This is a genomic window from Chloracidobacterium sp. D (assembly GCF_018304685.1).
Taxonomy (GTDB): domain Bacteria; phylum Acidobacteriota; class Blastocatellia; order Chloracidobacteriales; family Chloracidobacteriaceae; genus Chloracidobacterium; species Chloracidobacterium thermophilum.
Genome location: NZ_CP072634.1, coordinates 12171 through 30795, shown reverse-complemented (window position 1 = coordinate 30795; position 18625 = coordinate 12171). Strand labels below are relative to the sequence as shown.

Annotated in this window: 13 protein-coding genes; 6 read left to right on the top strand and 7 right to left on the bottom strand. The window is 61.9% G+C overall.

The features are described 5' to 3' along the window. Positions 1 to 12: 12 nt before the first annotated feature. The 6 genes from rho to tig form a co-directional block, all read right to left on the bottom strand. Entirely contained in the window at positions 13 to 1347 is a 1335-nt protein-coding gene (gene rho / locus J8C01_RS00120) for a transcription termination factor Rho (protein WP_228374054.1), read from the bottom strand. 91 nt (positions 1348 to 1438) lie between these two features. Continuing rightward, positions 1439 to 2056 (bottom strand): ribosome biogenesis GTP-binding protein YihA/YsxC, encoded by a 618-nt coding sequence (gene yihA, locus J8C01_RS00115; RefSeq protein ID WP_014098543.1) that lies wholly within the window; start codon positions 2054 to 2056, stop codon positions 1439 to 1441. After that, on the bottom strand, positions 2053 to 4515 hold the full coding sequence (gene lon / locus J8C01_RS00110) for an endopeptidase La (RefSeq protein ID WP_211431974.1): 2463 nt from the start codon (positions 4513 to 4515) through the stop codon (positions 2053 to 2055). Before lon ends, yihA begins: the two co-directional genes overlap by 4 nt. A gap of 89 nt (positions 4516 to 4604) precedes the next feature. Next, positions 4605 to 5822, bottom strand: coding sequence for an ATP-dependent Clp protease ATP-binding subunit ClpX (gene clpX / locus J8C01_RS00105; RefSeq protein WP_014098541.1), 1218 nt, complete (start codon positions 5820 to 5822; stop codon positions 4605 to 4607). Positions 5823 to 5911: 89 nt separating this feature from the next. Continuing rightward, positions 5912 to 6511, bottom strand: a complete 600-nt coding sequence (gene clpP / locus J8C01_RS00100) for an ATP-dependent Clp endopeptidase proteolytic subunit ClpP (RefSeq protein WP_014098540.1) — start codon at positions 6509 to 6511, stop codon at positions 5912 to 5914. An 82-nt stretch (positions 6512 to 6593) separates the two neighbouring features. After that, complete coding sequence (gene tig / locus J8C01_RS00095) at positions 6594 to 7997, bottom strand: trigger factor (protein WP_211431973.1); 1404 nt, start codon at positions 7995 to 7997, stop codon at positions 6594 to 6596. Between the two features lie 166 nt (positions 7998 to 8163). Here tig and J8C01_RS00090 point away from each other — a divergent pair, with 166 nt between their 5' ends. The 6 genes from J8C01_RS00090 (at position 8164) to J8C01_RS00065 (ending at position 17396) form a co-directional block, all read left to right on the top strand. Continuing rightward, the gene (locus J8C01_RS00090) at positions 8164 to 9975 is read left to right on the top strand and encodes a tetratricopeptide repeat protein (protein WP_211431972.1); all 1812 of its coding nucleotides are present in this window, start codon (positions 8164 to 8166) and stop codon (positions 9973 to 9975) included. Beyond that, the gene (locus J8C01_RS00085; RefSeq protein WP_249355455.1) at positions 9972 to 10976 is read left to right on the top strand and encodes a glycosyltransferase family 2 protein; all 1005 of its coding nucleotides are present in this window, start codon (positions 9972 to 9974) and stop codon (positions 10974 to 10976) included. The genes J8C01_RS00090 and J8C01_RS00085 overlap by 4 nt, the downstream gene beginning before the upstream one ends. Before the next feature lie 337 nt (positions 10977 to 11313). Further along, entirely contained in the window at positions 11314 to 11640 is a 327-nt protein-coding gene (gene trxA, locus J8C01_RS00080; protein WP_014098536.1) for a thioredoxin, read from the top strand. A 170-nt stretch (positions 11641 to 11810) separates the two neighbouring features. After that, positions 11811 to 14441, top strand: a complete 2631-nt coding sequence (gene alaS / locus J8C01_RS00075; protein WP_211431971.1) for an alanine--tRNA ligase — start codon at positions 11811 to 11813, stop codon at positions 14439 to 14441. 33 nt (positions 14442 to 14474) lie between these two features. After that, on the top strand, positions 14475 to 15914 hold the full coding sequence (gene tldD, locus J8C01_RS00070) for a metalloprotease TldD (protein WP_014098533.1): 1440 nt from the start codon (positions 14475 to 14477) through the stop codon (positions 15912 to 15914). 81 nt (positions 15915 to 15995) lie between these two features. Next, positions 15996 to 17396, top strand: coding sequence for a D-alanyl-D-alanine carboxypeptidase (locus tag J8C01_RS00065; protein ID WP_211431970.1), 1401 nt, complete (start codon positions 15996 to 15998; stop codon positions 17394 to 17396). Between the two features lie 6 nt (positions 17397 to 17402). Here the strand turns inward: J8C01_RS00065 and J8C01_RS00060 are convergent, their stop codons facing one another. Then, positions 17403 to 18617 carry a trans-sulfuration enzyme family protein gene (locus tag J8C01_RS00060; RefSeq protein WP_211431969.1) on the bottom strand — a complete coding sequence of 405 codons (1215 nt, stop codon included), beginning with the start codon at positions 18615 to 18617 and terminating at the stop codon, positions 17403 to 17405. Positions 18618 to 18625: the final 8 nt, after the last annotated feature.

Sequence of the window (18625 nt, the reverse complement as noted above, 5' to 3'; positions counted from 1 at the left end):
GGGCTGCAGGGACTAGGCATTCATCGAAGCCAGAAATTCGGCGTTGGTCTTCGTTCGCTCCAGATGGCTCAGCATCAGCTCCATGGACTCGACGCTTGACAGCGGACTCAGCACGCGCCGCAGTACGAAAATCCGGTTCAGGTCTTCCTTCGGGACGAGCAGTTCTTCCTTGCGGGTGCCGGACTTGTTGATGTCCACGGCCGGGAAGATGCGCTTCTCGATGAGCTTCCGGTCGAGGTGAATTTCCATGTTGCCCGTGCCTTTGAACTCCTCGAAGATCACGTCGTCCATCCGGGAGCCGGTGTCAATGAGGGCCGTTGCAATGATGGTCAGGCTGCCGCCTTCTTCGAGGTTGCGGGCTGCGCCGAAGAACCGCTTTGGCTTTTGCAGGGCGTTGGCATCCACACCGCCGGAGAGAATCTTGCCGGAAGGCGGCACAGTGGCGTTGTGCGCCCGGGCCAGGCGCGTGATCGAGTCCAGCAGAATGACAACGTCCCGCCCGTGCTCGACGAGCCGCTTGGCCTTTTCGATCACCATGTCCGCCACCTGGACGTGGCGCGTCGGCGGTTCATCAAAGGTCGAACTCACCACTTCACCCTGGACGCTGCGCTGCATGTCGGTCACTTCTTCGGGCCGCTCGTCAATGAGCAGCACGATGAGCATGACCTCCGGGTGATTGCGTGTGATGGAATTCGCAATGGATTGGAGCAGCATCGTTTTGCCCGTCCGGGGCGGTGCGACGATCAACCCCCGCTGCCCGCGGCCAATCGGCGTCACCAGGTCGAGCACGCGCCCGGAGAGATTTTCCGGCGTGCTCTCCATCCGCAGGCGCTTGTTGGGATAGAGCGGCGTCAGGTTGTCAAAGTGTACCCGCTCCCGGCGCAGATCGGGCGGCTCGAAGTTGATGGCCTCGACCTTGATGAGCGCGAAGTACCGCTCGCCTTCCTTGGGCGGCCGGATTTGCCCGGAAATGGTGTCCCCGGTGCGCAGATCGAACTTCCGAATCTGTGACGGCGACACGTAAATGTCGTCCGGGCCGGGCAGGTAGTTGTAGTCCGGGGCGCGCAAAAAGCCGAACCCATCGGGCAGGCACTCCAGGACGCCTTCCGAGAAAATGAGGCCTGACCGTTCAGTTTGGGCCTGCAGGATTTTGAACACCAGTTCCTGCTTGCGCAGGCTGCCCGCACCGGGGACTTCCAGTTCCTGGGCAATCCGCACCAGGTCGGACAGCGGCATGTCCCGGAGTGTCGCAATATCGTAAAAGCCGTTTGCGGATGGGGGGGATTCCCCATTCCCGACGGCGACAGATTCAGCCGGTTCCAGCATTTCTTCCATGGCAGATGTCATGATGGTGAGGATGGATTCAAGGCATCCGATGTGCAGCCGTATCGGTTTTCTGGATTATGGGCTTTCAGCAATCGGTCGCGTTCAGACCGGTTCAGCTTTCAGTTTCAGGTTCCAGGGAGTTGCGGCGGGGCTTCCAGGCGGCGATGGCGGCGTGGATGACCTCCCAGACCTGCTCCGCACCGGCGCGGGTCAGCGCAGAGTAGGGCAACACGCCCGGACCATAAACGGCGCGCAAAGCCGATAACCTGGACAGCAACTGGGATCGGGAAAGCTTGTCGGCCTTGGTGGCCACGACACAGAAACGACGCGACATCGCAGCCAGCCACTCATACATCGTCAGGTCCAGCGGTTGGGGTTCCAGGCGGGCATCCACGATGAGCACGCACAAGGCCAAGGCGGAGCGGCGGTTCAGGTAGCCCTCAATCATGGGTCGCCAGCGTTCACGGACAGCTTGTGGTACACGCGCATAACCATATCCCGGTAAGTCCACAAAGCGAAGTTCGCGGTTGATTTCAAAAAAGTTGATGAGTTGTGTCCGGCCGGGCGTCTGGCTGGTCCGGGCCAACCCACGCATCCCCAGCAGCGAGTTGATGAGGCTTGACTTGCCGACGTTCGACCGCCCCAGAAACGCGACTTCAGGCAAAGTCGGAGGTGGGTACTCCGCCGCCGCCGTCGCGCTTTTCAAAAACGTCGCCGCAACGACCTTCATTCGACCGGCACCGATGACAGGTGGTCCGTGACATCCGTGTTCCAGATGGGTGGCAGTTCATCCGCCAGGGTCTTGTCCGGCAGGTTTTTGTCATCCACCAGACGGGCACCCGGCAACTCGACCAACGCCACGGACAGCACCTGTTCCATCTGTTCCACGAAGTGGATGTCAAGGGCTTCCCGAACTTCATCCGGGATTTCGGCCATGTCCTTTTCGTTGTCCCTGGGCACGAGCACCGTACGGACGCCAAGGCGCAGCGCTGCCAGCAGCTTTTCCTTGAGTCCGCCAATCGGCAGAACCTTGCCCCGCAGGGTGATCTCACCGGTCATGGCCACGTCCTGCCGGACGGGAATCCCGGTGAGGGCCGACACCAGCGCCGTCGCCATGGTGATGCCGGCCGAGGGGCCGTCCTTGGGAATGGCGCCTTCCGGTACGTGGATGTGAATGTCCTGCCGGCGGTAAAAATCCGGCGCAATGCCCAGTTCGGTCGCCCGCGCCCGCACGTACGTCATCGCCGCCCGCGCCGATTCCTGCATCACATCCCCAAGCTTGCCGGTGAGAATGATCTGGCCGCGCCCCGGCAGCAGGGTGGTTTCCACGAAGAGCACTTCGCCGCCGACTTCCGTCCAGGCCAGCCCCGTGGCCATGCCGACTTCGCTGCGCTCCTTCAGGCGGGCGGGCTGATAGCGTATGGGGCCGAGGTACTCCGGCAGGTCGGCCGCCCGGATGGTGGCCCGGTAGTCCGCACGCTCACTTTCGGGTGTCAGCAGGAGCTTCCGCGCCACCTTGCGACAGATGGTGGCCACGTCCCGCTCCATGTTCCGCATGCCGGCTTCCCGCGTGTAGTTCTGGATGATCGACACCAGCGCGTCTTCCGTGAAGTCAATCTGGGTTTCCCGCAGGCCGTGTTTTTCGCGCTGCTTCGGAATCAGGTGCCGCCGTGCAATTTCGAGCTTTTCCCGCTCGGTGTAGCCCGACAGACGGATGATTTCCAGGCGGTCGCGGAGCGCCGGTGGAATTGTATGCAGGACGTTGGCCGTGGCAATGAACATCACCTGTGACAGGTCGTACTCCACGTCCAGATAGTGGTCGCGGAAGGTATCGTTCTGCTCCGGGTCGAGCACTTCCAGCAACGCCGCCGCCGGGTCGCCCCGGTAGTGGTCGGCGGTGAGTTTGTCCACTTCGTCAAGCAGCATCAGCGGGTTGATCGTCCCGGCCTTTTTCATCATCTGGATGATCTGGCCGGGCAGCGAGCCGATGTAGGTACGCCGGTGGCCACGAATCTCGGCCTCGTCCCGCACGCCGCCCAGACTCAACCGCACGAACTTCCGTCCCGTGGCCCGGGCAATGGATTTGCCCAGACTCGTCTTGCCGACGCCCGGCGGGCCAACGAAGCAGAGAATGGAGCCCGGCGGACGGTTGACGAGTTGGCGCACCGCAAGGAACTCCAGAATGCGGTCCTTGATTTTTTCCAGCCCGTAGTGGTCGGCATCCAGAATTTGCTGCGCCGCCTGCAAGTCGCGGTTTTCTTCCGAACGCTCGTGCCAAGGCACGCTGATGAGCCATTCCACATAATTGCGCGACACGGCAGCTTCGGCTGACATCAGCGGCATCTGTTCGAGGCGGCGCAACTCGCTCATGGCTTTTTCGTGGGCGTCCGCCGGCAGGTTGGCAGCTTCGACGCGCCGTTTGAGTTCTTCAAACTCCGAACGCTCGTCCTTGCGTCCCAGCTCCTTGTGGATGGCCTTGATTTTTTCGCTGAGGTAAAACTCCCGGTGCGACCGCTCCATCTGCTTTTTGACGCGCCCCTGAATGATCCGGTCCACCTGAAGTTTTTCCAGCTCGATGTCAAAAATGTCCACGAGGCGCAGCAGACGGTCAGACAGGGCGACGGTTTCCAGCAGCTTCTGCTTTTCCTCGACCGAAATTTTCAGATGGCTCGCCACACTGTCGGCCAGGCGGGCCGGGTCCTCGATGCGGAGGTCCGCATGCAGGTTTTCCGGGTTGTCCGGGCTTTGCCGTACATACTGGTCAATGAGACCCGTGAGCTTTCCGACCAGGGCGGCGATCCGGGGGCTTTGTTCCCGGTCAACCGGGAAGCGCTTGACCATGGCCATCCAGCAGCCCTGGACTTCCCCAAAACGAATGGCCTGCCCACGTTCGAGGCCTTCAAACTGAACCTTGATGTTGCCATCCGCCAGTTGGAGGTGGTGCGTGATACGGGCCACCGTACCAACCCGGTGCACCTGCTCCGGCATGGGTTCTTCAAGGGTCGGGTCGTGCTGCGTGACCAGAAAGATCAGGCGGTCGCGCTGAAGGGCGGCGTTCAGCGCCAGCACCGACGGCTTGCGCCCAATTTTGAAGCGGATAGTCGTGTGGGGAAACACGACCACATCACGCACTGGCACCGTCGGAAAACGCGCCACATTGTCGGGCAGACTGTCGTGGAACTCGTCCATGCAAAACTCTACAGGTTATTCCTAGCAGGAGGCTGGCCAACCGCTGTGGCGCCAATGGATACCGGAGAGGGCAGGTTGGCTGCTGTCTCTCACGCTGCCTTCTCCGGGAGCGGCAGGTGAACACGCCGGTCTTCGACCATTTCACGGGTCACGGTAAACTCACGGATGCGCTTCTGGCTCGGCAGGAAGTACATCGCATCCAGCATCAATTCTTCCAGAATCATCCGCAACCCGCGTGCGCCCACTTTGCGCTGATGCGCCATGCGGGCAATGGCACGCAGGGCATCATCGGTAAACCGCAACCGGACGTTGTCCCACTCGAACTGTCGCTGGTACTGCTTGATGATGGCGTTCTTGGGCTTGGTCAGAATGTCAATGAGCGCTTCTTCATCGAGTTCGTGGAGCGTACCGATGACGGGAAGCCGTCCGACAAACTCCGGGATGAGACCATACTTGATGAGGTCTTCCGGCTGTACCTGGCTGTAGATACCTTCCGTTTTCGAGGCCGGACGCCGGTCAATCTTGGCATTGAAACCAAGGGCTTTCTTGCCGATACGCCGCTCGATGATACGTTCAAGTCCGCAGAACGCCCCACCGCAGATGAACAGCATGTTGGTGGTGTCCACCGGGTAGAATTCCTGGTGAGGATGCTTGCGTCCGCCTTGTGGCGGCACGCTGGCAATCGTCCCTTCGAGAATCTTGAGCAGCGCCTGCTGAACGCCCTCGCCGGAGACATCGCGGGTAATCGAGGGGTTGTCGTCCTTACGGCATATCTTGTCAACTTCGTCAATGTAAATGATGCCCTGCTGCGCCCGCTCAATATCGCCGTTCGCCGCCTGGAGTAGCTTGAGGATGATGTTTTCCACGTCCTCGCCGACGTAGCCAGCTTCGGTCAGCGTCGTGGCATCCACGATGGCAAACGGGACGTTTAGGATGCGTGCCAAAGTCTGCGCCAGAAGCGTCTTGCCGGTGCCCGTCGGGCCGATGAGCAGGATGTTGCTCTTGGAGATTTCCACGTCCCCGGCCGTGCGGTTACGCAGCATGTCGATCCGCTTGTAGTGCTGATAGACAGCAACCGCAAGCTTTTTCTTGGTTTCATCCTGCCCGATAACGTAGTCATCCAGGAATGCCTTGACCTCAATCGGGCGCGGCAGGTAGGGACGCTGCGTGACGGCTTCCTGGCGTGCGTCGTCGTTGATGATTTCATTGCAGATGTCAATGCACTCATTGCAGATATAAACGGTCGGGCCGGCAATGAGCTTTTTGACCTCGTTCTGACTCTTCCCACAGAAAGAGCAGCGTAACATGTCGTCTCTTCCTCTCACGGCTGGCTCCACGGCGCGTCAGCAGCGGGCTGGCTTGCGGTCAGCAAGCGGTTTTCATCAAAGCCAACTGCTTAGGTGCGAGATGTCAATACCTGATCCACGATACCGTATTCCATAGCCTGTGTCGCCGACATGATGCGGTCGCGTTCGACATCCGCCTCAATGACCTCAAAGGGCTTGCCGGTGTGCTTGGCCAGGATGTTGGAAGTCAGTTCACGGATACGTTTGATTTCTTCAGCCTGAATAAGGATGTCTGTCGCCTGTCCCTGAGCGCCGCCGGAGGGCTGGTGAATCAGAATACGCGAGTGGGGCAGGGCATACCGCTTGCCCTTTGTCCCGGCGGCCAGCAACAGCGCCCCCATCGAGGCGCACTGCCCGATACAGAAGGTCACGATGTCGGGCTTGACGAACTGCATTGTATCGTAGATGGCCATTCCGGCCGTAACCGAACCGCCGGGGCTGTTGATATAAATCGAGATGTCGCGTTCGGGGTCTTCAGACTCCAGAAACAAAAGCTGCGCCACAACGAGACTGGCAACGGTGTCATCAATGGGCGTGCCAATAAAAATGATGTTGTCTTTGAGCAGGCGCGAGTAGATGTCGTAAGCGCGTTCGCCGCGACTGGTCTGCTCGATGACCATGGGAACGAGAGCCGCTGTCGGATGAATCATGGCAGTGCAACCGTACCTTGAGGGCTATTGAGATAAGCGCCACGCGCGACTGGCGTGTGGGCGCAGGGGCCTGGTCATGGTTCTATTGGTTTTCGGACAGGAATGAAACCGTTTCTTCCGGCGCTGGGGCAGCGGCTGGCAAAACGGTCTGTGTCTCGACCCGCGCAGCACTGCGCACGATGACCAAAGCTTTTCGGTTTCGCAGCGTAGCCCGGACATTATCGAGCTGGTCTTCCCTTGTCAAGCGGGCGCGCAGGGCTTCCAGCGCTACGCCCATCTGCGCCGCCATCTCAGACAAATACTCAGTCAGTTCGGCCTCCGTCACCTGCACGTTGGCTTCGCGGGCCACCTGCTCCAGAACTATCGCCCGCTTGACCTCGGTTTCCGCACCGGGACGCAGGGCTTCGCCCATCTTCTGGAAATCATAGTTGACCTTACGCGGGTCAATGCCCTGCTGCTGAAGGCGTTCGACGAACTCGCCCAGCCGCCGGTTGACCTGCTGTGTCACAAGCGATTCCGGGGCTTCCACTCCCGTCCGCGCCACGAGCTGGTCGAGCAACTGGGTGTCCAGGGCGTCCAGGGCGCGCCGCTCCACATCGGCTTCCAGGTCGGACTGAATCCGTGCCCGCAATGCGGCCAGGTCCATCCCGGCTACCCGCTGGGCCAGCGCATCATCCAGCGGTGGGCGTGTTTTCTGAACCAGCTTTTCAACCGTGAGATGAAACTGGACGCGCTTGCCGGCAAGGTCGCCGACTCCTTCTGCTGCCGGAGCCGCTTCGGCCGTACTTCCCGGCGCAGCCGGTGGATACTGAATCTCGACGACGACCTGTTCCCCAACCTTCTTCCCACGCAGCGCCTCGTCAAATTCCCGCCGGGTGGTCTTGCCGCCGATTTCCAGCGTTTCCCGCCGCAGCGTGATGTCCGGCGCGCGCTCCTCAGACGGCACAGGCGCTCCGTCTTCAAGGATGTACCCCTTAAGCGCCACCGTCACCAGATCACCTGGCTGGGACGGACGCCCATCTTCCACCGGCGTTACCGTCGCCAGGGAGTCCTGAAGCTGCTCCAGCACACGCTCCACGTCGGCGTCCGTCACTGGGACGACCCGCTTCGTGCCTTCCAGGCCTTCCAGCGGGCCGACCGTGAACTCCGGGAACACATCCACGGCAACCTTGAGTACGAAGGGCAACTGATCGGTAAGGCGAATGTCCTGGATGGTCGGCTCGCCGAGCACCTGTAACTGCGAGGCGCGAATGGCTTCCTGAATGGCCTCCGAGCCGAGTTGGGCCAGCACGCGCTCGTGGATGTCGGCCTGAAAACGCTGGCGCACCAGCGACACCGGGGCCTTGCCCGGACGAAAACCCGGAATGCGCACCTGGCGGGCAAGTTCGTGGGAGAAGCGGTTGAAGCTGCGTGTGACACGTTCGGCCGGAAGCTCGATAATGAGTTCCTTCCTGACCGATGACAAATGATTGATTTCGAGTTTCAAGCGGTGTCCTCAGATGCGGTGTAGGCAAGTGCCGCGCCGATGGCGTTAGCGGTAAGGTCTCTGGCCACGGGCAACGGACAGACAAGCGTGTAGTATAGTCGTACCAACGCACGCGACGCAATCCACCCCGGTCAAGCTGGCCGGTGCATCCCCGGAGAACATCTCCATGCAGCGGCGCGAATTGTGGCTTCCGGCATCCCTGACCAGCCACTGGTGGCTGCTGGGGATACTGCTGTCGGTCATTCTGCTGTATGTCCCGACGGTCAACTATGAACGGGTTTTTGACGACCACCTGCAAATCGAGGAAAACCTCCACATCCGCTCCTGGGCCTACATTGGCCGCGCCTTCACCGACCACGTCTGGAGCGGGCAGCCCGGCTATACGCTCACGAACTCATACCGGCCGCTGTACCTGGTCTGGATGACGGCCAACTATGCATTTTTCGGCGAAGACCCACGGGGCTGGCATACAACTTCCCTGCTGTTGTACCTGGCGGCCATCGGCGGAGTCTGGTGGGCAGGTGGGCTTCTTCTGGGCAAGGGGCCCGGACGTGTCCTGGCGACGGTCATCTTTGCCCTGCACCCGACGCATGTGGAATCTGTGGCCTGGATTGCTTCCTTTCCCGATGCCCTGCTGATGCTGTTTTTCACCTTGGCGCTCGGCCTTCATCTTCAGGCCGCGGGCTGGCATCCGCACCATGGATTTGGCTGCACCGAAGACTCATCGCTTCCAGCCACGTGGCAGCGGGGCTGGCCTTGGGGACTGACCAGCGGGCGCAACTGGCTGGCCGCCGGCGCGCTGGCCGCCGCCCTGCTCACCAAGGAATTTGCCGTGTTCTGGTGGCCGATGGTCTTCCTGCTGCATCTGACCCAGCGGCCTGGAAGCTGGCGGATGCGCTTCAGCGCGGCACTGCACGCCCTCTGGCCGCAGACGTTCGCCCTTGCCGGATACTTTGTTGCACGCCAGTTGGCGCTGCCCGGTGTGTTTGAAGGGACGCCCTACCTTCCGTGGCTGACAGTGGCCCTGACGGCCCCGCTCGTGCTGTGGACGTACGTACAGTTGCTCGTGTGGCCCGTCGGCTTGCGCCTTGAATACGAACTTACGTACGTGACCAGCCCGACCGACCGCCTGTTCTGGTTGCCGCTGATGGGCTTGCTGGGGGTGGGCATTGGCGCGGCGTGGGCGCTGCGCCGCGCTCCGCTGGCACTGACACTGCTGGCCTGGATTGGGCTGCCCCTGTTGCCGACGCTCAACCTGCGCCACTTTCGTCCGCAGGAATTTCTCCACGACCGCTATCTTTTCCTTCCGACACTGGGTTTTGCTCTGCTGCTCGGTTGGTGCTTTATGGTGTGGCTGGAGCGCCTCACCAGCCCGCAAGCCAGGGCCCTGGCAAGCCTCCTGCCCATGTCCGGTGTGCTGATAGGGTACGGTTGGCTGACGGCGCAGTACGTCCCTTATTGGCAGAATGACCTCGTGCTCTACCGCCGGATTCTTCACTTTCACCCGAATAACGTCTTTGCCTTGGGCAATCTGTCGGATGCCCTGCGCGCGCGGGGACGCCTGGATGAGGCCATTGCCTGCCTGGAACGCGCCTACGCCCTGGCTCCGCACGAAGACCGGCTGGCGCGCGCCCTGGGCAATGCCTACTGCCAGGCCAGACAGTTTGAACGCGCCATTGCCGTGCTTGAACCGTGGCTGAAGGGTGATGAAACCACTCTCAACCAGAGCCTTGCCTGCTACGACTACGGTTACGCGCTGCTGGCGACCGGCCGCCCGCGTGAAGCGCGGCCCTATCTGGAGCGCGCGGCCACGCTGGCGCCGGATGACGCCCAAATTTGGTTCACTCTGGCCGAGGCGCGGCGCGCTCTGCACCTTTGCCCGGAAGCCGCTGCTGCCTATGCTGCGGCCCGGCAACTGGCTCCCGACCGGGCGGACATCGCTCAACGGCAGGCCGACCTCGCTCAGGACTGCCCATGACCCAACTTATGTCCGACCGCCTGCTTTCCATCGTCGCGCCCTGCTTCAACGAAGCCGAGGGTCTGGAAGCCTTTCACGCGGCGCTCACGGCTGCGGTGGCGGCACTGCCCTACGATGTGGAAATCATCTACGTGGACGATGGCTCAACCGATGCTACGCCACAGGTACTGGCCCGTCTGCGCGCCCGTGATGCACGGGTCAAGACGCTGACCTTTTCCCGCAACTTCGGACACCAGGCGGCCCTGTTGGCCGGACTGGATGCTGCCCAAGGTGCGGCCGTCATCACACTCGACAGCGATCTACAGCATCCGCCGGAACTCATCCCGGAACTCGTCCGGGCGTGGGAACAGGGGGCTGACATCGTGTACACCATCCGCCGCGAAACTGCTGACGCCAGCTTTGGCAAGCGCCTCACGAGTTGGCTGTTTTACCGGCTGCTCAACTGGGGATCGGGAACGCCGATCATCCCCGGTGCGGCCGACTTCCGGCTGATGAGCCGCCTGGCGGTGGACAGCTTCTGCGCCATGCGTGAAACCCACCGCTTCAACCGTGGTCTCGTAAGCTGGTTGGGGTTTCGCACAGCAGCCATTCCGTTTGATGCCCCGGCCCGTTTCGCCGGCGAAAGCAAGTATTCCGTGACCCGCATGCTGCGCTTTGCCATCCACGGGCTGGTTTCCTTTTCTGTCTGGCCGCTGCGGATGGCGACGCTGCTCGGCTTTGGCATGGCCACCTTCGCAGCACTCTACATTGTCTATGCCCTGTATGTGTTCTTTGTCCTGCGCTGGACGGTCCCTGGCTGGACCTCGACGCTCATCACCGTACTGCTTATCGGCGGCGTACAGTTGATTAGCCTGGGCCTGGTCGGCGAGTACGTCGGGAAAATCTACGAGGAAGTCAAGCGCCGTCCGCTGTATGTCGTTCGTGAGCGTCAGGGTTTTGAAGACGACGTGGGCGAAGGGGTCCGGGCAACTGCGCCGGCTGCTGGGAAGCACTCTGTGTAAACCGTTGGTTCCTCAAGGGTTTCATCGGCCAAAACCGTCCAGGTGCGCAGGCTGGGCGCGGGCGGTATCTGCTGCGTGGTCAGGGTGTCAGTAATCGCCTTCGGCCGCAGCACATTCGGCAATACCTCGCTGTGTTTGACAACCCACAGGCGCATAGGTTTTTCCAGCCGGATTTGGCAGCATTCAGCCGGGTGGTTCCGCCGGAAGCCGCCCGCCGCCAAAAGCGTTCGCTATTGGCGCAAGGCAAAAGGCGTGTGCTAGTAATCACCTGTCCGTTCGTTCCCGGTTTTTCAGATGATACAAAGAACGGTGAACTCAAACTCCTGGAGGAACTATCATGGGCGGTAACGTCATTGAAATCACGGACAGCAACTTCGAGCGCGAAGTGTTGCAGTCTGATCGTCCGGTGCTTGTGGATTTTTGGGCGGCCTGGTGTGCACCCTGCCGGATGCTGGCCCCAACGGTTGAAGCCCTCGCCAACGACTACGCCGGACGGGTGCGGGTGGGGAAACTCAACGTGGATGAAAACAACCAGACCTCAGCCCGCTTTGGCATTCGCGGCATTCCGACACTAATCGTGTTCAAGAACGGGCAGGAACAGGAACGGCTCACCGGCGCGCATCCAAAGGATACCATCGCCCGCATGCTCGAAAAGCACCTGTGAGCAGGCTGGATGCGGCTGGTCGGTGACAAGACCTGGCCTGACTACAACGCGGCCGTCGGCGTTTTCAAGGTGCATACCACCTGGCCGAAAACGCCCTGACGGCGTTTTCCTCTGCCAAGTGAAACACGGATTTCAGAACCGTCTGCGCCTGCCTCGTCAGGAGTGACCCGATGTTGACCGGACATGACATCCGCCATCGCTTTCTCGACTACTTTGCCCGGCACGGCCACCGGATTGTGAAAAGTTCGCCCGTGCTGCCGCCGGATGACACCCTGCTGTTTACCAACGCCGGAATGAACCAGTTCAAGGATGTCTTCACGGGCCGCGAAACCCGCGACTACACCCGCGCGGCTTCGTCCCAGAAGTGCATCCGCGCCGGCGGCAAGCACAACGACCTGGAGGAAGTCGGCAAGACGGCCCGGCATCACACGTTTTTTGAAATGCTGGGCAATTTTTCCTTTGGCGACTACTTCAAGGAAGAAGCCATTGCCTTCGCCTGGGAACTGCTCCTGCGGGAGTTCGAGCTGCCGCTGGAGCGGCTCTGGTTCACGGTTTACGAGGACGATGACGAAGCCTTCGCGCTGTGGAAGAAGGTGGGCGCACCCGCCGACCGCATCCTGCGCTTTGGCAAAAAGGAAAACTTCTGGCAGATGGGCGAAACCGGCCCCTGCGGCCCCTGCTCGGAAATCCACTATTTTCTGGGCGATGATCTGGCTGACAACCGGCCGGAGTACGTCAACGGGCCCGGCGATACCACCGTTGAAATCTGGAATCTGGTCTTCATGCAGTTTGAGCGTTTCGCCGACGGCACGCTGAAACCGCTGCCCAAGCCCTCTGTGGACACCGGTGCCGGACTGGAACGCCTGGCCTCGGTTCTGCAGGGCAAGAAGACCAACTACGACACCGACCTCATCCTGCCGATCATCGAACAGATAGCCGCCCGCGCCGGCAAACCCTACCACTACGACAGCCCGGACGGCATTTCGATGCGGGTCATTGCTGACCACGCCCGCGCCACAGCGTTCTCCATTGCCGACGGCATTTATCCCGGCAACACCGGACGCAACTACGTGCTGCGCAAAATCATGCGCCGCGCCATCTGGCACGGGCGGCGGCTGGGGATTGACAACCTGTTCCTGCACGACATCACGGCATTCGTGGTCGCGCACATGGCCACGGCCTTTCCCGAACTCCAGACCCAGGCCGAGGTCATTGCCCGGGTCGTCACCACGGAAGAAAAGCTGTTTTCGACGACGCTGGCTGCCGGCCGCAAGCGGCTCGATGAAGCATTCCGGCGCGCCGAGCAGGGCGTGGTCTCCGGCGCGGATGCCTTCGATCTCTATCAGACCTATGGCCTGCCCCTTGACCTGATTGCCTACATTGCCGAGCAACGCGGGCTGCGGGTGGACGAAGCCGGCTTTGAAGCGGCGCTGGCGGAAGAGCGTATTCGGGCGCGTGAAAGCTGGAAAGGCGGTGCAGCAAAAGCCGTGGCCCCGGCCTACCAGGCAGCGCTCGACGGACGGCCAACCGTTTTTCGCGGATATGACCACCTTTCCCTGCCTGACCTGCGCGTACGGGCTGTTATCCGGCAGGGCGAGCTGGTCGAAGTCCTCCGGGCTGGCGAAACCGGCGAAGTCGTGCTCGATGAAACGCCGTTTTATGCCGAATCCGGCGGCCAGGTTGGCGACACGGGACTGCTCGAAAATGAAGCCGCCACGCTGCGGGTGACGGATACCGTCGCGCCGGTGACAGGTCTCATCGTGCATCGCGTGGAAGTCCTGCGCGGTGAAGTGCGCGCCAATGACCAGGTGACAGCCACCGTGGATGCTGACCGCCGCCGGCGCACGATGCTCAACCATTCCGCCACCCACCTGCTGCACGCGGCACTGCGCGAAGTGCTCGGCGCGCACGTCAAGCAGGCCGGCAGTGAAGTTGCGCCGGACAAACTGCGCTTTGACTTTACCCACTACGCGGCCCTGTCGGCTGACGAAATTGCCGAGATAGAACGGCTCGTCAATGCCCAGATTCGGCGTAATGCCCCGCTTGCCAAACGGGAAATGGCGCTTGACACGGCCGTTGCCGCCGGCGCCATTGCCCTGTTTGGTGAAAAATACGGCGATGTCGTGCGGGTCGTCGAAGTACCCGGCTTTTCGATGGAACTGTGTGGAGGCACGCACGTTACGGCCACAGGCGACATTGGGCTGTTCAAAATCATCAGTGAAAGCTCGATTGCCGCTGGCGTCCGGCGCATCGTAGCCGTGACCGGCGAGGCAGCCTTTGAGCGATTCCAGGCCGATGAGGCCATTCTCTCCAACCTCACGGCCACATTCCGCCTCGGCGACACCAGCGACATTCCGGCGCAGGTTGAGAAACTCCAGACCAGCCTGCGCCAGGCTGAGCGTGAAATCGAAGCCCTGCGGCTCAAACTTGCCCAGCAGCGCGCTGAAGCGGCGCTGGCCGAAGTGCGGACAATAGGCGACGTGCGCGTGCTGGCACTCGAAGCGGCCGATCTGGACAAATCCGGTGTCCGTCAGTTGGCGGAATACCTCGTGGGTAAGCTGGGGCCGGCCGTGGTCGTCATTGGCATTCGCAGCGGGGAAAAGGTTTCGCTCGCCGTACGGGTGGCTGATGCGCTCACCAACCGCCTCAAGGCTGGTCACATCGTGCGTGAACTGGCGGCCATTGTCGGCGGCGGCGGCGGCGGTCGCGCTGACTACGCCGAAGCCGGCGGAAAAGACGCCGCCAGGCTTCCTGAAGCCCTCCAGGCAACGCCGGCCATTGTCGAACGTTTCCTTGGCTGAGGTCCCAACTTCTGTAACCCGGAGCCGTCCTGCATGACCACGGATGCCATTGCCTTCTTTCTTGACCGCTATGGGCTGACCACCGGCGACCTCGACGCCCTGCTCGGCGAAGCTCTGGCGGCCGGCGGCGACTATGCCGACCTGTATTTCGAGTATTGCCGCACCAACGCCCTCACCTTGGAGGAACGCCTCATCAAGACGGCCAACCGGTCGGTGGCCCAGGGAGTCGGCGTGCGCGTCATTGCCGGAGAAAAGACCGGCTATGCCTACACCGACGATATTTCACCGGCCAGCATCCGGCAGGCAGCGCGCACGGCAGCCTGCATTGCCCAGGCAGCCCAATCCGTTGGCCCCGTGGCCGTGACGCCACAGGCCAAGGTGCATGACCTGTATCCCCAGACGGAAACCGGCGATGATCCCCCGATAGAACGCAAAATCGAGCTGCTCAAAGACATAGACGAACGGTGCTATGCCGCCGACCGGCGCATCCAGAAGGTACAGGCCAGCCTGACCGACGAATGGAAAGTCGTCATGGTGGCCACCAGCGAGGGCGTTCTGGCCGGCGACATCCAGCCACTGGCGCGGGTTGGCGTCGTGTGCATTGCCGACCAGGATGGCGAACTCCGGGCCGGACGGGCCGGCGGCGGCGGACGGCGCGGCTTCGGGATGTTCACCGAGGGGGAACTGGCCCCGGAAGCGCTCGCGCGTGAGGCCGTCCGGCTCGCGGTGTTGCAGTTCGACGCCGTGGAAGCACCCGCTGGACCCATGGAAGTCGTCCTGGGGCATGGCTGGCCCGGCATCCTGCTCCACGAAGCCATCGGGCACGGACTGGAAGCCGATTTCAACCGCAAGAAAACCTCCGCCTTTTCCGACCTGCTCGGACAGCGGGTGGCCAGTGACGCCTGTACCATTGTGGATGACGGAACACTCCCCGGCCGGCGCGGCTCACTCAACATGGACGACGAAGGCCACCCCACTTCCTGCACCGTCCTCATCGAAAAGGGCATCCTGCGCGGCTACATCAACGATTACCTGAACGCCCGGCTGCTCGGCGTGCCGCGCACCGGCAATGGGCGGCGGGAAAGCTACCGGCACATCCCTATGCCACGGATGACAAATACCTACATGCTGGCCGGAACGGAAACGCCCGAAGACATCATCCGCAGCGTCAAGCGCGGACTCTACGCCGTACAGTTTGGCGGCGGCCAGGTGGACATTACCAGCGGCAAGTTCGTTTTCTCGGCCAGTGAAGCGTACCTCATCGAGGATGGCCGCATCACAGCGCCGGTTAAGGATGCCACGCTCATCGGGCACGGGCCCGATGCCCTGACGAAAGTCACCGCCGTTGGCTGTGACATGGAACTCGATCTCGGCGTCGGCACCTGTGGTAAGGACGGGCAAAGCGTGCCAGTCGGCGTTGGTCTGCCAACTATCAAAATTTCGGAGATGACTGTCGGCGGTACACAGCGGTAACATCGTTTCCTCTGTGCCAACCGTCTGTGCCAGAGTCAGCCAGGACACCATCACCACCACATCAAGAGGAAGCTTTCGACCATGAAGCACCCGGTTCGGATGTCGCTCGCTCTGTGGAGCGCCTGCTGTTTGTTGACTCTCCCCCTCATGGCGCAACAGCGCCCGCGCGTTGTCACGAACGATGACCTGCGCCGGTCGGTAGCTGTGCGGGTGGATTCGGGTAATAACCACCCCAGCGGGCCAGCCGCTCCCCTTGATGAAGTCCAACCACCACCAGTTCCACTCACCCTGCCTGACTTGGTTACGGCCCGCCTGCTGAGCTATTCCCGTTCGGTACAACCGCACGGCATCTACTTCGAGGCGTTGGACGGTACACCGGTTCTGAGCCTGAACGAAGGGTTGATGTACAACCCGGCGTCGGTCACGAAGGTCATGACCTCAATGGCGGCGCTTGAAGCCTTGGGGGTCAACTACCGCTATCCGACCCGCATCAGCTACACCGGCGCGATAGACTGGTCCACCGGGACGCTCATGGGCGATCTGGTGTTCAGCGGTGAACAGGACCCATCCTTTGTGACGGAAAGCCTGTTTCTCATCGGCGAGAAGCTCTACGAGATGGGCATTCGCAACGTCCAGGGCAACCTTCGGATCGGGTCCGGCATGCTGCTCAATCTGCGCTCACAGCCGGCGGTTATTGGGAGCGAAATTCTCACCACCCTTGACCGGAGCCGCTGGACGCCCAAAACCGAAGCCGTCTGGAACGCGGTGCGCGGCGTCAGGGCCTTCAGCCAGATGCCGGTCTATCACGGCATCACCATTTCGCCCGGCAACGCTCTTGCTGATGACCACACGACGCCCCGTTACCCCTTGCTGGAGTATCGCTCGTCACCGCTTCTGAAGATTCTCAAGTCCATCAACGCTTACAGTCACAATGAAATGACCCACGTTGTCGGCGCGCGCGTCGGCGGTGCGGCCGGCGTGCGGCAGTACCTCATCGAAAAGGTCAAGCTGCCTCCCCAGGAAGTTTATCTGCAAACGACCTCCGGCCTTGGGCAGAACGCCATTACGCCACGCGCGACGGTCAAACTCATGCGCTATGCCGTCAACTGGCTCGAAAAACGGAACATCTCCCTGGGCGAACTGCTCCCGATAGCCGGGATTGACAACGGCACGCTGCAACGTCGCTTCACCAGCCCGGACCTGATAGGCACCGTCATCGGCAAAACCGGGACCCTGTCTTCCACAAGTGCGCTGGCCGGCATTCTGTACACCCAGAAGCGGGGGCTTCTGTTCTTTGCCATTCTGGAGCGCGGCTCTCCCCACAGCCTGCGGCCGCTTCAGGAAGAGATCATCTCGATGGTAGCCGCCGACAGCGGCGGCGCACTGCCACTGGCCCTGGGGTCGGAGATGTCTCCCTCGCTCTGTGAGGACGCAGAAGTGATGGAGCGCGTGACGGCGCGCACGGCCGGCACCAGCCGGTAAGCCATATCAACCGCTCTGTGGCATTCCAGGCGTGCGGAGCAGTCGCCCACCCGGAAAGACCGGCTTTGGTTCGGGCTGCGGCACTTCGCCCAGTGCCTGGGCCAGGTCGGCGATGAGATCGTCGGGATGCTCCAGCCCGATGGACAGACGGACCAGGTTTTGCGGCGCGCGGGTGTCGGGCCCTTCCGCCGAAGCGCGATGCTCAATGAGACTCTCCACCCCGCCGATGCTCGTGGCGTGGGTGAAAATGCGCGTACGTGACGGCAACGCCTTGGCGGCAGCGGCACCTTCCTTGAGCGTGAACGACAGCACACCCCCAAAGCCACTCATCTGCCGTTTGGCCGTCAGGTAGCCGGGATGCTCCGGCAATCCCGGATACAGCACCCGTTCAACGCGCTTGTGCGTCGCCAGAAAGCGCGCCACCTTGAGCGCCGTTTCGGACTGCGCCCGAACCCGGCAGGGAAGGGTTTTCAGACTCCGCTGCAACAGCCAACAGTCAAAGGGTGATGGCACCGCGCCGCCAATGACCTGGATGCGCCGGAGCCGCTGAAAGAACTCGTCCACAACGTTCGTCACCACCACCCCGCCGAGCACATCACTGTGTCCACCCAGGAACTTCGTCGTCGAGTGAACGACCAAATCCGCGCCAAACTCGAACGGCTGCTGAAGGACGGGCGTTCCCAGGGTGTTTTCAACCACCAGACGCGCGCCATGCGCGTGGGCAATAGCCGCTGCGCGGGCAATGTCCACGATGGACAGCAGCGGATTGGAGGGCGTCTCAACCCAGACCAGCGCCGTCTGCGGGCGCATGGCGGCGGCAATGGCTTCCGGGTCGGTCGCATCCACGAAGGTGGCTTCCAGCGCCCAGGCAGCAAAGATGTCTTTGAGCAAAACGGCCGTACCGTAGTAGGTATCCTGTGCGATGACGACGTGCTGCGCTGGCGTCAGTGCCTGAAAGATGGCCGCGGCCGCCGCGTTCCCCGAAGCAAAGCAGGCGGCAGCCGCACCGCCCTCCAGCCGCGCCAGACTGGTTTCCAGCGCCTGCCGGTTGGGGTTGCCTTCACGGGTGTACTCAAACCCACGGGGGCAGGCTCCGGTGGCATCGCGCTCGTAGTTGGTGGCCAGATGAATCGGCGGCATGACGGCCCCGGTTGCCGGGTCCGGCGTCCGCCCGGCGTGAACAGCCAGAGTTTCGATGTGGCGGGAGTCGTGATTGGTCATTGCTTTGG

Excerpts from the sequence above, each read along its gene's own strand:
- tldD (WP_014098533.1), top strand. The coding sequence starts at position 14,475 with ATGACCACGGATGCCATTGCCTTCTTTCTTGACCGCTATGGGCTGACC.
- J8C01_RS00090 (WP_211431972.1), top strand. The coding sequence starts at position 8,164 with ATGCAGCGGCGCGAATTGTGGCTTCCGGCATCCCTGACCAGCCACTGG.
- clpP (WP_014098540.1), bottom strand. The coding sequence starts at position 6,511 with ATGATTCATCCGACAGCGGCTCTCGTTCCCATGGTCATCGAGCAGACC.
- J8C01_RS00065 (WP_211431970.1), top strand. The coding sequence starts at position 15,996 with ATGAAGCACCCGGTTCGGATGTCGCTCGCTCTGTGGAGCGCCTGCTGT.
- J8C01_RS00085 (WP_249355455.1), top strand. The coding sequence starts at position 9,972 with ATGACCCAACTTATGTCCGACCGCCTGCTTTCCATCGTCGCGCCCTGC.
- yihA (WP_014098543.1), bottom strand. The coding sequence starts at position 2,056 with ATGAAGGTCGTTGCGGCGACGTTTTTGAAAAGCGCGACGGCGGCGGCG.
- trxA (WP_014098536.1), top strand. The coding sequence starts at position 11,314 with ATGGGCGGTAACGTCATTGAAATCACGGACAGCAACTTCGAGCGCGAA.
- alaS (WP_211431971.1), top strand. The coding sequence starts at position 11,811 with ATGTTGACCGGACATGACATCCGCCATCGCTTTCTCGACTACTTTGCC.
- rho (WP_228374054.1), bottom strand. The coding sequence starts at position 1,347 with ATGACATCTGCCATGGAAGAAATGCTGGAACCGGCTGAATCTGTCGCC.
- J8C01_RS00060 (WP_211431969.1), bottom strand. The coding sequence starts at position 18,617 with ATGACCAATCACGACTCCCGCCACATCGAAACTCTGGCTGTTCACGCC.
- clpX (WP_014098541.1), bottom strand. The coding sequence starts at position 5,822 with ATGTTACGCTGCTCTTTCTGTGGGAAGAGTCAGAACGAGGTCAAAAAG.
- lon (WP_211431974.1), bottom strand. The coding sequence starts at position 4,515 with ATGGACGAGTTCCACGACAGTCTGCCCGACAATGTGGCGCGTTTTCCG.